The sequence below is a fragment of the Arthrobacter sp. 9MFCol3.1 genome (assembly GCF_000620385.1).
Lineage (GTDB): Bacteria > Actinomycetota > Actinomycetes > Actinomycetales > Micrococcaceae > Arthrobacter.
In genome coordinates, this window is the sequence record NZ_JIBJ01000018.1 from 67,292 (window position 1) to 79,688 (window position 12,397).

Annotated in this window: 13 protein-coding genes; 4 read left to right on the forward strand and 9 right to left on the reverse strand. The window is 67.8% G+C overall.

The genetic code is table 11. The features are described 5' to 3' along the window. Positions 1-107: 107 nt before the first annotated feature. Positions 108-395, forward strand: a complete 288-nt coding sequence (locus tag C560_RS0115680) for a WXG100 family type VII secretion target (RefSeq protein WP_026538909.1) — start codon at positions 108-110, stop codon at positions 393-395. Positions 396-408: 13 nt separating this feature from the next. Here C560_RS0115680 and C560_RS0115685 read toward each other — a convergent pair whose 3' ends face one another. From C560_RS0115685 to C560_RS0115710, 6 genes are all read right to left on the reverse strand, one after another. After that, positions 409-1,464: a ribonuclease HI family protein gene (locus C560_RS0115685; RefSeq protein WP_026538910.1), complete on the reverse strand. Its 1,056-nt coding sequence runs from the start codon at positions 1,462-1,464 to the stop codon at positions 409-411. Positions 1,465-1,599: 135 nt separating this feature from the next. Next, a complete protein-coding gene (gene groL / locus C560_RS0115690) occupies positions 1,600-3,237 on the reverse strand; it encodes a chaperonin GroEL (protein ID WP_018775774.1) in 1,638 nt (545 codons plus the stop codon). 295 nt (positions 3,238-3,532) lie between these two features. Continuing rightward, positions 3,533-4,801, reverse strand: a complete 1,269-nt coding sequence (locus C560_RS0115695) for an ABC transporter substrate-binding protein (RefSeq protein ID WP_026538911.1) — start codon at positions 4,799-4,801, stop codon at positions 3,533-3,535. Positions 4,802-4,860: 59 nt separating this feature from the next. Further along, entirely contained in the window at positions 4,861-5,064 is a 204-nt protein-coding gene (locus tag C560_RS0115700) for a cold-shock protein (RefSeq protein WP_026266832.1), read from the reverse strand. 159 nt (positions 5,065-5,223) lie between these two features. Further along, complete coding sequence (locus C560_RS0115705) at positions 5,224-5,862, reverse strand: LytR C-terminal domain-containing protein (RefSeq protein ID WP_026538912.1); 639 nt, start codon at positions 5,860-5,862, stop codon at positions 5,224-5,226. Positions 5,863-5,955: 93 nt separating this feature from the next. Beyond that, positions 5,956-6,297: a DUF3263 domain-containing protein gene (locus C560_RS0115710; RefSeq protein WP_018775778.1), complete on the reverse strand. Its 342-nt coding sequence runs from the start codon at positions 6,295-6,297 to the stop codon at positions 5,956-5,958. Between the two features lie 106 nt (positions 6,298-6,403). On the opposite strand from C560_RS0115710, the gene C560_RS0115715 reads away from it, so the two are divergent. Continuing rightward, complete coding sequence (locus tag C560_RS0115715) at positions 6,404-7,210, forward strand: uracil-DNA glycosylase (RefSeq protein ID WP_051533231.1); 807 nt, start codon at positions 6,404-6,406, stop codon at positions 7,208-7,210. 51 nt (positions 7,211-7,261) lie between these two features. Next, positions 7,262-8,101 (forward strand): siderophore-interacting protein, encoded by an 840-nt coding sequence (locus C560_RS0115720; protein WP_026538914.1) that lies wholly within the window; start codon positions 7,262-7,264, stop codon positions 8,099-8,101. A gap of 24 nt (positions 8,102-8,125) precedes the next feature. Here the strand turns inward: C560_RS0115720 and C560_RS0115725 are convergent, their stop codons facing one another. Together C560_RS0115725 and C560_RS0115730 are read right to left on the reverse strand one after the other, a co-directional pair. Next, on the reverse strand, positions 8,126-9,622 hold the full coding sequence (locus C560_RS0115725; RefSeq protein WP_026538915.1) for a threonine/serine ThrE exporter family protein: 1,497 nt from the start codon (positions 9,620-9,622) through the stop codon (positions 8,126-8,128). 49 nt (positions 9,623-9,671) lie between these two features. Further along, on the reverse strand, positions 9,672-10,745 hold the full coding sequence (locus C560_RS0115730; protein WP_026538916.1) for a lipid II:glycine glycyltransferase FemX: 1,074 nt from the start codon (positions 10,743-10,745) through the stop codon (positions 9,672-9,674). A 114-nt stretch (positions 10,746-10,859) separates the two neighbouring features. Between C560_RS0115730 and C560_RS0115735 the strand changes: the two genes are divergently transcribed. After that, positions 10,860-11,417 (forward strand): TspO/MBR family protein, encoded by a 558-nt coding sequence (locus tag C560_RS0115735; protein ID WP_026538917.1) that lies wholly within the window; start codon positions 10,860-10,862, stop codon positions 11,415-11,417. Positions 11,418-11,507: 90 nt separating this feature from the next. On the opposite strand, the gene C560_RS0115740 is transcribed toward C560_RS0115735, so the two are convergent. Further along, on the reverse strand, positions 11,508-12,397 hold an 890-nt coding region (locus C560_RS0115740), incomplete at its 5' end, for an L-serine ammonia-lyase (protein WP_026538918.1).

The following is a 12,397-nucleotide window of genomic DNA, read 5'->3' on the forward strand; positions in this document are numbered from 1 at the left end:
GGACGAGGCAGCCGCTCCCCGCCAGCCCTCACCGCAGGCCCACCGCTGACGGTCACCGTGCTCCGCCGGGCCGCGGCCGCCTCCCGAACGTTTCGAGAGGCATTTCCATGAGCATCATCTCCGTCGACACGGAACTCCTCCAGCTGAAGTCCGCCAACGTGCAGGCCACGGTGGAGCGGATCAGCGCGGACGTCCACGCCATGAAACGGGGGCTGGACGAGCTCCAGGGCAGCTGGCGGGGCTCCGCGGCGACCAATTTCCAAACCCTGGTGGCCGAGTGGACGCTGACCCAGGGCAGGGTCGAGGCTTCCCTGGCGTCCATCAACCTCGCACTGAATTCCGCTGCCGCCACCTATGCGCAGGCGGAACTGGGCAACGCGCAGCGCTTCACGTGAGCCGCAGGCGCCCTCAGGCCTCGGGTGTGCCCTGGTGGAAGCGCAGACGCCATTGCGCGCCTTCAAGGACCCACAGGGAGCTGCGCAGGGCTGATCCCTCGCGCGTGTGGCTGCGGTAGGTCAAGAGCATGGTCTTCTCACCCAGCCGGTCCGCGCCCAGTAGCTCCAGCTCCACGGCTCCGCCCGGGTTGTCCTCGAGTGACATCATCATGGCGTCGCGGGTCCAGATCCGGCCGGAGCTGCCGATTTCGGTGAAGTCCGGATGGAGCAGGACACCGGTGCGGCCCAGGTCCGCCCGGGTTTCGGGGCGGAGCAGTTCCCGTTCGAGGGACTCGACGACGGCTTCGGCGCTGGCCTCCGCCAGGTCCACGGCAGGTTCTTCTTCGAGTTCGCTGAAGAGGTCCGGTTCGTCGTAGGTCCCTGGCGCGCCAAAGAGTTCCTGCTGGCCGGAAGGCGCCGGGATTGCCTGCGGCCGGGTCGCGGCCTGCGGGGCGGCGGGCTGTGGTGCGGGGGTCTTGGCGGCCTGCGCGGCCGGTGCGGCCTGCTGGGCTGCCGGCGGCTCCGTGGAGGCCGGCCGGGCTGCCTGCTGCGTCCCGCCCTGCTGCGGCTCGAACCCGGGGCCCTGGCGGACGGCGACGCCCTGCTGGTACGCCGTGGCCGCTGCCCGGGCGCGGACGTCTGCCGCCTCGTTGAGCTCGTGTCCCGCGTGGCCGCGCACCCACTCGAAGGTGTACTTGCGGCCCACGAGCGCCTGGTCGATGTCCTTGAGGAGGTCCACGTTCAGCACCGGCTTGCCGTCGGCTTTGCGCCAGCCCTTGCGTTTCCAACCGGGCATCCACTTGGTCACGGCGTTGATAACGTACTGGCTGTCGCAGAGGATCAGCAGGTCTTCCCCGGGCATGTGCGCCGTTGCCCGGAACAGGTCCAGCACCGCCATCAGTTCGCCCTGGTTGTTCGTGCCGTGGGGCCATCCGCCGGCCCGCCAGCAGTCGTCGTTTACGTACCAGGCCCAGCCGGCCGGGCCAGGATTTCCTAAGGCCGAACCGTCGGCCGCTGCTGTAATCGTCACTGACCTATCCTGCCAGAACCCGCCGACGCCCACCGACGCTCCCTTGGACGGGGACCGCGCTTAACGGGCAACGGCGGCCCCACCCGAAGGTGGGACCGCCGTCGTCGAACAGCCGGTGATGGCTGGCGCGGGTGGTTAGAAACCGCCCATGCCGCCCATGCCGCCCATGTCGTCGCCGCCGCCCATCGGGGCGCCAGCCTTTTCGGGCTTGTCGGCTACAACGGCCTCGGTGGTGAGGAACAGGCCGGCGATGGAAGCCGCGTTCTGCAGGGCAGAGCGGGTTACCTTGACCGGGTCGTTGATGCCGGCGGCCAGCAGGTCGACGTACTCGCCGGTGGCGGCGTTGAGGCCGTGGCCTGCGGGCAGGCCGCGGACCTTGTCCACGACAACGCCGGGCTCGAGGCCGGCGTTGAAGGCGATCTGCTTCAGCGGGGCGTCGATGGCAACGCGGACGATGTTCGCGCCCGTTGCTTCGTCACCGGAGAGCTGCAGGTTCGCGAATGCCTTGGCGCCGGCCTGGATCAGGGCAACGCCACCGCCGGCGACGATGCCCTCTTCGACAGCTGCCTTGGCGTTGCGGACGGCGTCCTCAATGCGGTGCTTGCGTTCCTTGAGCTCGACCTCGGTTGCGGCGCCGGCCTTGATGACTGCAACGCCGCCGGCCAGCTTGGCCAGGCGCTCCTGCAGCTTCTCGCGGTCGTAGTCGGAATCGGAGTTCTCGATCTCGGCGCGGATCTGGGACACGCGGCCGGCGATCTGGTCGGCGTCGCCTGCACCCTCGACGATCGTGGTCTCGTCCTTGGTGACAACAACCTTGCGGGCCTTGCCAAGGAGTTCGAGGCCGGCGGTCTCAAGCTTGAGGCCGACTTCCTCGGAGATGACCTGGCCACCGGTGAGGATGGCGATGTCGGCCAGCTGCGCCTTGCGGCGGTCGCCGAAGCCCGGAGCCTTGACGGCGACGGACTTGAAGGTGCCGCGGATCTTGTTGACGATCAGGGTGGCCAGGGCCTCGCCCTCGATGTCTTCGGCAATGATCAGCAGCGGCTTGTTGGACTGCATGACCTTTTCCAGGACAGCAACCAGTTCCTTGACGTTGGAGATCTTGGAGTTGACGATCAGGATGTACGGATCCTCAAGGACCGTTTCCTGGCGCTCGGCGTCGGTGACGAAGTAGGCCGAGATGTAGCCCTTGTCGAAGCGCATGCCTTCGGTCAGCTCCAGCTCGAGGCCGAACGTGTTCGACTCCTCGACCGTGATGACGCCTTCCTTGCCGACCTTGTCGAGGGCTTCGGCGATCAGGGCGCCGATTTCGTTGTCGCCGGCGGAGATGGACGCGGTGGCGGCGATCTCTTCCTTGGTCTCGATTTCCTTGGCGGAGGCCAGGAGTTCGACGGTGACGGCGTCAACAGCCTTCTCGATGCCGCGCTTGAGGGACAGCGGGTCAGCGCCGGCCGCGACGTTGCGCAGGCCTTCCTTGACCAGGGCCTGTGCCAGCACGGTTGCCGTGGTGGTGCCGTCGCCTGCGACGTCATCCGTCTTCTTGGCAACTTCCTTGACCAGCTCGGCGCCGATCTTCTCGTAAGGATCGTCCAGCTCGATCTCCTTGGCGATGGAAACACCATCGTTGGTGATCGTGGGGGCGCCCCACTTCTTTTCGAGGACGACGTTGCGTCCCCGCGGGCCGAGGGTGACCTTGACGGCGTCGGCGAGGATGTTCAGGCCCCGCTCAAGACCGCGGCGTGCCTCTTCATCAAATGCAATGATCTTGGCCATAACGGCAGTAGTCCTTTCGGGACAGTCGTTAAGAATGAACCTTCGCTGTGGTGCCCGCGACGGACGATCCCTACCCCGCGGCCTCTGTATGCCGCCGGGTCCGGGATCTCACCCCAGCAAGGTGTTTCTTTAGCTCCTGGACCGGCTGCCCCACTTCGCGGCCGGACGGACCGGGCGTCGTGTTAGCAGTCAGTGCGCTGGAGTGCTAACACAATAATTAGCACTCCCCCGGGGAGAGTGCAAGCAGTGCCCGGCCGGATCCGCACGCCACGCGGGCACAATACGCTACGAGCGATCAGCCGCCGCTGCTGCTCGCGGCTTCCGTGCCGCTCACCGTGGGCAGGTTGTCCTCGCCGTAGGTGGAGACCATGTAGTTCGCTTCGGTGATGTCGCCGTGGGAATCAAAGTTGATCCGTCCGGACTGGCCGTCATAGTCCGGACGCTGGCCCGCCCGGAGGACGCCGATGCAGTCCTGGTAGCTGGTGCACGACTTGCCGGGCGGCTGGCTGCCGGCCGCGCCGGGTCCGCCGGCTGCCGGGGTGCCGCCGGAGACCGCGACGAGGGACGCCGCGACGGAGGTTCCGGCGTCGTCCTCTGCCGCGGCGGCGGCGACGGCGGCCAGGACGACGGCGTCGTACGTCTCGGCGGCAAAAACCATGTCCTTCAGCCCGGGATCAACGGCCACGAGGTCCGCCTGGAAGGTGGCGGAGGGGAACACTCCGGGCAGGATCCCGCGTGCGCCCTCGAGCGCCCGGGCGCCCAGGCCGGAGCCATACTTGTTGACTGCTCCGTCGCTGAGGACCAGTTTCTTGCCGGCGAGGCCGGCGTTGTTCAGCTCGGCGATGGCGCCCTGGGCGCCGTCACGCGAGACCAGGACGACGGCATCGGGGTTGGCGGCCTTCGCGGCGGAGGCAGCCTGCTGCGCCTGGCCGGGAGTGAACTCCGCGTCGGCCACGACTTCCAGCCCGGACTGTTTCGCCGCAGCGCCGACGGCGGCGGCGACGTCTGTGCCGTAGACGCCTTCCTCGTGGACCACCGCCAAGGTCTTGGCGCCGCCGTCTTTGACCAGCTTGACGAGGACGGAGGCCTGGGCGATGTCGGCCGCCGAGGTGCGGAAATAGTAGCCGCCGCTCTTGTAGTTGCTGAGCGCGGCGGCGGTGTTGGCCGGGGAGATGACAGCTACCTTAGCGTTGGCCAGCACGTCGATGGCGGCCGGGGCACGGCTGGAATCGGTCGGGCCGATCACGACGTCGGCCTTGGCGGCAACCAGCGCTTTCGCCTGGGCGGCGGTGTCCGTGCTGATGGTTTCCGGCAGCAGCTCCACCGGTTTGCCTTTGTGCCCGCCGGCAGCGTTGATCTCCTTGACGGCAAGTTTGGCCGCTGCGAGCTGCGAGGCGTTGAGGAAGTTCTGCTTACCCGTGTTGTCCAGGATCAGGCCGATGCGCAGGGTGCCGTCACCGCTCGCGTCGGCGCTGGCCACACGGGCACTGCCCGCCGGGCCCAGGCAGCCCGTCAGGGCCAGGGCCGCTACTGTGACCGCCACCAGGGCGCGGCCCAGCGGCAAAGTTCCTCCGGGGCGCCTCGCCGCGTTCCGCGGGGCGTTCGTGACGGCAGCCAGTGCCACTAGGCGGGCCGGACGCTTTCAGCCTGCGGGCCCTTTTCGCCCTCGCCGACTTCCAGTTCCACCCGCTGGCCCTCGTCCAGGGCGCGGTAGCCTTCCCCGACGATCGCGGACCAGTGCACGAAGACGTCGTTCTCGGAACCGTCCACGGTGATGAAGCCGTAGCCCTTTTCGGCGTTGAACCATTTGACGGTTCCCAGTGCCATGGTGTCCACACTTTCAGCTAGCTTGCGTGCGGCCCACCTCGATGTGCGCCGCGGACTGCGAAGAGAAATCCGCAGATACTGTACCCACAGCGTCCCCCAGGAACGCCGGCGGCGGGCAGGGCCGCCGCCTAATAGTTATTGAGGCGTAACCGGATTTGGCTACTGGTAGCCCGGTCCGAGCACGACGACAAGGGGCATGTTGAACTCGGCGGAGTCCACGAGGGTGTCGATGCCGAGGAGGGTTCCGAGTGCCTCCGCGTTGTCCTTCTGCTCGACGCCGCTGTAGAAGATCACCGATGTCTGCTGCGGGACACCGCCCCAGTTGCCTGCCTCGCCCAGGACCCAGCCGTCGGAGGTGACGGTGCCGCCGACCCGGGTGGCCAGGCCGGCGGTGGTGGTCGCGTTATAGACCGTCACCGGCTGCGTCTTGTCCACGGCGGCGGCTGTGGCGCTGGGCGTCGCTGAAGGCGATGCCGCCGGCGCCACGGCGGATTCGGTGCCGGCCGGCTCCGGGCTCGTCGGCGCGGGGCTGGGGCTCACGGGGCTCGAGGCGGACGCGCTGCTGCTGGCAGAGGCGGACGCGCTGTCTCCGGCGGTCACGGCCGCGGCCTGGCCTGCGGAGAAGCCGAGCTTCGGCAGGATCAGGAAGGCCACCAGGCCGATCGCCAGGGCTACGCAGCCGGCTGCCAAGATGGGCGCCAGGCTCCGGCGCCGTGATGCTGCGACGGCCCGGTGGACTCCCTGCCGGGTAGAGGTCTCCGGGACCCGATCAAATTCATCCCGAGCGTATTTGGTCATGGTAAAACGACGTCCTTGCTGATTTCATACGGGGTGCCCGAGGCCGGAACGGACGCAACAGGACATGCGCATCCGGCTGCTCGTGACGCGACTTTACGAATCTGTTCCCAGACGACGGGCAGTGCGGGCACGTTGGCGTGATGTACGTAGTCTACGCAATCTCTTGACCAGCATGGGATCGTGGGCCAGCGCATCCTCGGTATCGATGAGGGCATTGAGGATCTGGTAGTAGTGCGTGGCGGACAGATCGAACAGCTCGCGGATGGCCTGTTCTTTGGCTCCCGCGTACTTCCACCATTGCCGCTCCAGGGCCAGCATCTGTTGGTCGCGGGCGCTCAGCGCAGACTCCGCGGACACCCCGTCCAGGCCCGCGCCGGCGGTGGGGAAGACGGCAGAATCCCCCGCGAGCACGTACTCTTGCGCTGTTTCGGCCACGACACACTCCCTGGCTGGATCCGGTAAAAAGTCAGTCCCCATGCTACGGCCGAATGACAGGGTTGTCATTCGGCCCGGCGCGGAAACGGACGTCAGCTGCGGAAGAATGGGTGCTGTGTTTGATTCCGAGTTTGACTCCGCCAGTGAACCCGACGCTTTGTTCGAGCTGGAGCCCGCAGCCGCCGACGCCCTGAGCTTCGCGGACCTGGCGCGCCGGCCGCTGGACGCGCTGGTTGCTCCGGACTGGGCGGAGGCGCTGGTGCCGGTGGAGGCGCAGTTGCGCGAAGCCCTGACCTTTGTCGCGGGCGAAGCGGCCGCCGGGCATGGCGTGCTGCCCTCGCCGGCGAACCTGCTGCGGGCTTTCCGGCAGCCGCTGGCCGGCGTCCGGGTGCTGGTGGTGGGCCAGGACCCGTATCCGACGCCGGGGCACGCCGTCGGTCTGTCCTTCGCCGTGGACGGCGCCACCCGGCCGATCCCCCGCAGCCTGGCAAACATCTACAAGGAACTTCAGGCCGATCTCGGCTTCCCCCCGCGCGTCCACGGGGACCTCAGCCGCTGGGCGGAGCAGGGCGTACTGCTGCTCAACAGGGTGCTCAGCGTCCGTGCCGGGGCGGCAGGCTCGCACCGGAACAAGGGCTGGGAGGCCGTCACGGCGGCGGCCATCCGGGCAGTCGCCGACCGCGCCTCCGCCGCTGGTACGGGCCATGCCCCACTGGTGGCGATCCTGTGGGGGAAGGATGCCGAGTCGGTGCGGCCGCTGCTGGGGTCCGCCGCCGTGATCACCAGTGCCCACCCCAGCCCGCTCTCGGCCTCGCGGGGCTTCTTCGGGTCCCGGCCGTTCAGCCGGGCCAACGCCCTGCTGCAGGAACAGGGCAACGGGACGGTCGACTGGGAACTGCCGCCGCTGCCGTAACAGGCCTCCGCGCACAGCTCCCGACGGGGGTTCTTGGTTAGGCTTAGCTGCATGACATCCGTCCCCGCTGCCACCACCGCCACCCGGAATTCGCGCCCCCAGACCGACCTGACGGTCCTGCGCAGGGAGCAGCTCTCCCCGCACATGGTCCGGATTGTCGCCGGCGGCCCTGGCTTCGCCGGGTTCGTCAACAACGACTACGTGGACCGGTACGTCAAGATCGTGTTTCCGCAACCCGCCGTCGAATACCCGGAACCGCTGGACCTGTGGGCTATCCGGGAAACCATGCCGCGCAGTCAGTGGCCGCACACCCGGACCTACACGGTCCGCTGGGTGGACGCGGCGGCGCAGGAACTGGCCATTGACTTTGTGATCCACGGCGACGAGGGCCTCGCCGGCCCCTGGGCGGCCTCGGCCCAGCCCGGCGATCGCCTGACTTTCACCGGCCCGGGCGGCGGGTACAACCCGGATCCGGCCGCGGACTGGTATCTGTTCGCCGGCGATGAATCAGCGTTGCCGGCCATCGGCGCCGCGATCGAATCCCTGCCGGAGGATGCCCGCGGCCTGGCCCTGCTCGAAGTGGACAGCGACGCCGACGTCCAGGCCATCGCCGGCCCGGCCGGCGTCGAACTGCGCTGGCTGCTGCGCGGCGGCGCCCCCGCCGGTGAGAGCGGACTGCTGGTCACGGCAGTACGCGACGCCGAGTGGCCCGAGGGCCGGGTGCAGGTCTTTGCCCACGGCGAGCGGGGCTACATGAAGGGCCTGCGGGACGTTTTCTACGTGCAGCGCGGGCTGGAGCGGGCCCAGGTGTCCCTCTCGGGCTATTGGGCCAGGGGCCGGGTGGAGGACGACTTCCAGGCGGAGAAGAAGCTCCCCATCGGCAAGATCTGAGCCGCAAGAGCTGAGCAGCAAGAGCTAGCGGCGGCGGGCCCTGCGCCGTTCGTTGCTCGCCAGGCTCCGCGTCAGGGGCCGCGCCAGGGTGTCGCCGAGCACGATGCCGGCTGCGACACCGAGCACGATCGCCCCGGCGTTGAGCATCCCGCCGGCGCCCATGAGAATCTCCGATTCCTCGATGGTCAATACATACATGGACCGGAATATAGTGAGCCCGGGGAGCAGAATCAGGGCGGCGGGGACGGCCACCACCAGCTGCGGGGCGCCCATCCGGAGGGCCACGACGCGGGCCAGCAGGCCGATCACCACGGCGGCGAGGGCGGGGGCGAAGCGGGACCCGATGCCCAGGGCGTCGCCGCCGATGAGGACCAGATAGCCCACTACCCCCACTGCCGCCGTCGGCAGCAGCAGCTTCCAGCTGGTCTGTTCCGTAATGCCGATCATCAGCACCGCAATGGCGATCAGGATGACGATCACCCACAAGTCATACTTGGGCGGGAATGTCTTGGTGACATCTATGGGATCCATGCCGGTCATGTCCCCCACGACGAACCCGACGGCGATGCCGGCAACCAGCGCCCCGAAAGTCAGCATGGTGGACAGGAACCGGCCGGCCGCCGTAACTGGGAAGCCGTTGATCGCATCCTGCACCGAGGATACGAGGCGTCCCGTCGGCAGGAGCAGGAGGATCCCGCCGACCACCACGATCTCGGGGGCAATCTGCACCCCCAGCGGGCTGCCGAAGCGCCACAGCAGCAGGGCGATGATGGTCACCAGGAACGAACACGAGGCAGTGATGAAGAAGTCCGGCGTACGCCAGCGGCCCAGCTGACGGGCCAGGAGGCTGACCAGCAGGTTGGAGAGGAACGCGACGATTGAGGCGCCCAGTCCGCCGCCCAGGACGCCGACGAAGACGGCGGAGAACACGCCGAAGGCCACGGTGACCATCCACCGCGGGAACGGCTTGGCGCTGCGGGTGATGTCCTCAAGCCGGCGCACGGCTTCCTCACGGCCGACGCCGCCCGCCACAATGTCCGTCACCAGCTGGTGCACTTGCGAGAGGCCCGCGTAGTTGTTGGTCCAGGACCGCACCACGCGCAGCAGTGAGATGGGCGTCTGGTCCTTCGGGGCATAGTTGATGGCCACCGACTGGTTGGTGATGTCCACCTCGATGTTCTTGAGCCCAAGCGCGGCAGTGATGGCGATGATGCTGGTCTCGACTTCGAGGGCGCCTGCCCCGTACCGGAACATGGATTCTGCCAGCTTCAGGGCGAAGTCGATGGTCTTGCGGGCAGCGGCGTCCACCCCGCCGACCTGGATCATCGGGTTGGCATAGGGGCTGCCGGCGAGCCGGTCCACAATGCTCATCGGCGCAGTGGGCGGGTTTTCGCCCTGGACCAGTCGGCGCAGCATCCTCTTGGCGGCGGCGTTCTGGCGAACCTGCATGGCCGACATTGGCTGGGTCCGGGGCAGGCCGTCCGTGGGTGGCCTGCGGTGGCCGTCGTTTCCGTTGTTCATTCCGGCCTCCTCACTGTCCTTGACTGACCTTGATCGTCTTTGGCTCGGTTTAGTAAAACTGCTGGCCCGTGCGCCGGGTGTAGACCTGGCGTGCCACGCGCTCCCCCGCCGCCATCCAGGCCTTGTACTTCAGCGGGCTCAGGACCTGGTCATAGCAGCCGACAAAGTCGGTCACCGTCTTGCTGAAGCTGGTTTTGAAAAGCCCCAGCCCATGGAACGGATTCGACGTGTCCTTGAGCTTGTCGCTCGGCGGCGTGCCGCAGAAGTCGTATTCGGTGCAGCCGAGGTCCTTGACCTGGTTGATCGCGGTCCACTGCACGAGGTGCGAGTCACCGTACTGGCCGCGTTTCTGCAGGGAGCCGCCGTCCTTGTACGTTCCCTTGCGGCCGTAGTTGATCACGAACGCGCCCACCGAGGGCACACCGTTTTCGTACACGAAGAGCAGCCTGCCCTGGTCCCGGGCCAGGAAGTTGGTCCAGAACTGACGGTAGTACTCGTACTCGCGCACCCGGACCTGGGACTTGGCTTCCACCGTGGTGGTCATCAGGGCATACATGGCCCGGAAGTTCTCTTCCGTGGGCTCGACGTTGTGGACTTCCACGCCCTCGCGGATGGCGCGGCGCACGGCGTTGCGGCCCCGGGAGTGCAGGTTGCGCAGCAGCTGGTTTTCCTCGGGCGCAATATCGAGCAGCGCCGTGGAGTCATTCGGCTGCAGGTTGTGGGTCTTGACCAGGCCGGCCCCCTCAAGGATCCGCGCGGCGTCGTCGGACAAGACAATGTCCGGTTCGATCTTGATCGCGAAGACGCCCAGCTTGGCCCGTTTGACGAAGTCCGCGTTCGCCGCGACGATCCCGGGGATGTCCTCGACGGACGCCACGTCGGGTCCCTTGATCAGGTACCAGAGCTTGCCGAGCACCGGAAAGGACTTCTCCAGGACCAGGTTGTAGCTCGTGTAATCGGCCGACTCGTACACCAGGTGCAAGGGCGTCCAGCCAAAGTGCTGCTTGACCTCGGCGAAGGCTTCCGATTGCAGGAGATTGCCGCCGTTGGGGTTCGCGGTGACGTGGGCATCCCAGTTGGCAATCTCTTCGGCAGAGGCAAAGCGGGCAGTGAATTCTCGCAAGGGTGCGGTATCCAATCATTGCGGTACGAGCTTCGGCGGCATGCGGACATGCAGCCCCAAGTCTATCGGTCCGCACCCTGCCGCCGATCCGGTTCAGGCGGTTACGCTGGTCTCATGCAGGCTCAGCAGCAACCGCTGGAGGGACGTCCCGGGACGCCCGGTGGCCGCTCGCGGGGCGCGGGCAGCGGCTTCTCCCAGGTGGTCGCGCTGCTGCTGTTCCTCGGCGCGTCGGCGCTCGTTGCGGGCCTCGGCGGCCTGGCCACGGCCAACCACGTCAACGGCTGGTACGCCACCGCGGACAAGGCCCCGTGGTCCCCGGCGAACTGGGTTTTCGGGCCCGTCTGGACGGTCCTGTACGCCGCCATGGCCGTCGCGGCGTGGCTCGTCTGGCGCAGCCACGCCCCGGGGTCCAAAGCGGCCCTGACAGCCTACGGCGTGCAGTTGGGGCTGAACCTGCTCTGGACGCCGGTCTTCTTCGCCCTGTACCCGGCGCTCGGGACGACGGCGCTGTGGATCGCGTTCGGGATCATCGTGGCTTTGGCCGTGGCCGTAGCCGTGACGGTGGTGCTCTTCGGACCGATCAGCCGGACGGCAGGACTGCTGATGCTGCCCTACTTGTCGTGGATCGTGTACGCGTCCTCGCTGAACCTCTGGGCTGCGCTGCACAACTAGCGCCTGCCCAGCTGGGGGCCACACAACTAGCGCCTGCCCAGCTGGGGCAGAATCCCGCCACGTCAGCACCAGCCTGCCGGGGTCAGCTTCCTAGCACTCCACGACGTTGACGGCGAGGCCGCCCATTGCGGTTTCCTTGTATTTGGAGCTCATGTCCTTGCCGGTTTCGCGCATGGTCACGATGACCTCGTCCAGGGAGACCCGGTGCGTGCCGTCGCCCCAGAGCGCCATCTTGGCGGCGTTGATGGCCTTGGCGGCGGCGATCGCGTTGCGTTCGATGCACGGGACCTGCACGAGCCCGCCGATCGGGTCGCAGGTCAGGCCGAGGTTGTGTTCCATCGCGATTTCCGCGGCGTTCTCCACCTGCTGGGGTGTGCCGCCCATGACCTCGGCCAGGCCCGCGGCCGCCATCGACGACGCCGAGCCCACCTCGCCCTGGCAGCCGACCTCCGCACCGGAAATCGAGGCCTGTTCCTTGTAGAGCACCCCGATCGCCCCGGCGGTGAGCAGGAACTTGACCACAACGTCGTCGCGGTCCGCCTGGGTGGCCTTGTCCATGCCGGGGGCGAAGTGCAGCGCGTAGTAGAGCACGGCCGGGATGATGCCGGCGGCGCCGTTGGTGGGGGCGGTGACCACCCGGCCGCCGGAGGCGTTTTCCTCGTTCACGGCCAGCGCGATCAGGTTGACCCATTCCTGCCAGTACTTCGGGTCCCGGAAGTCGGGGTCCTGGCCGCGGGTTTCCTTCATCAGCCGTTCGTGCCAGTCCGGGGCCCGGCGGCGGACCTTGAGCCCGCCGGGCAGCAGCCCCTCGCGTTTGAGGCTGACCTCGACGCAGCCCTCCATCACCGAATAGATGTGCAGCAGCCCGTCGCGGATCTCCGCCTCGGTCCGGGAGGCGCGCTCGTTGACGAACATGATCTCCCCGATCGAGAGGCCCTTGGACTGGCAGCGGCCCAGCAGTTCCGCGGCCGTGCGGAACG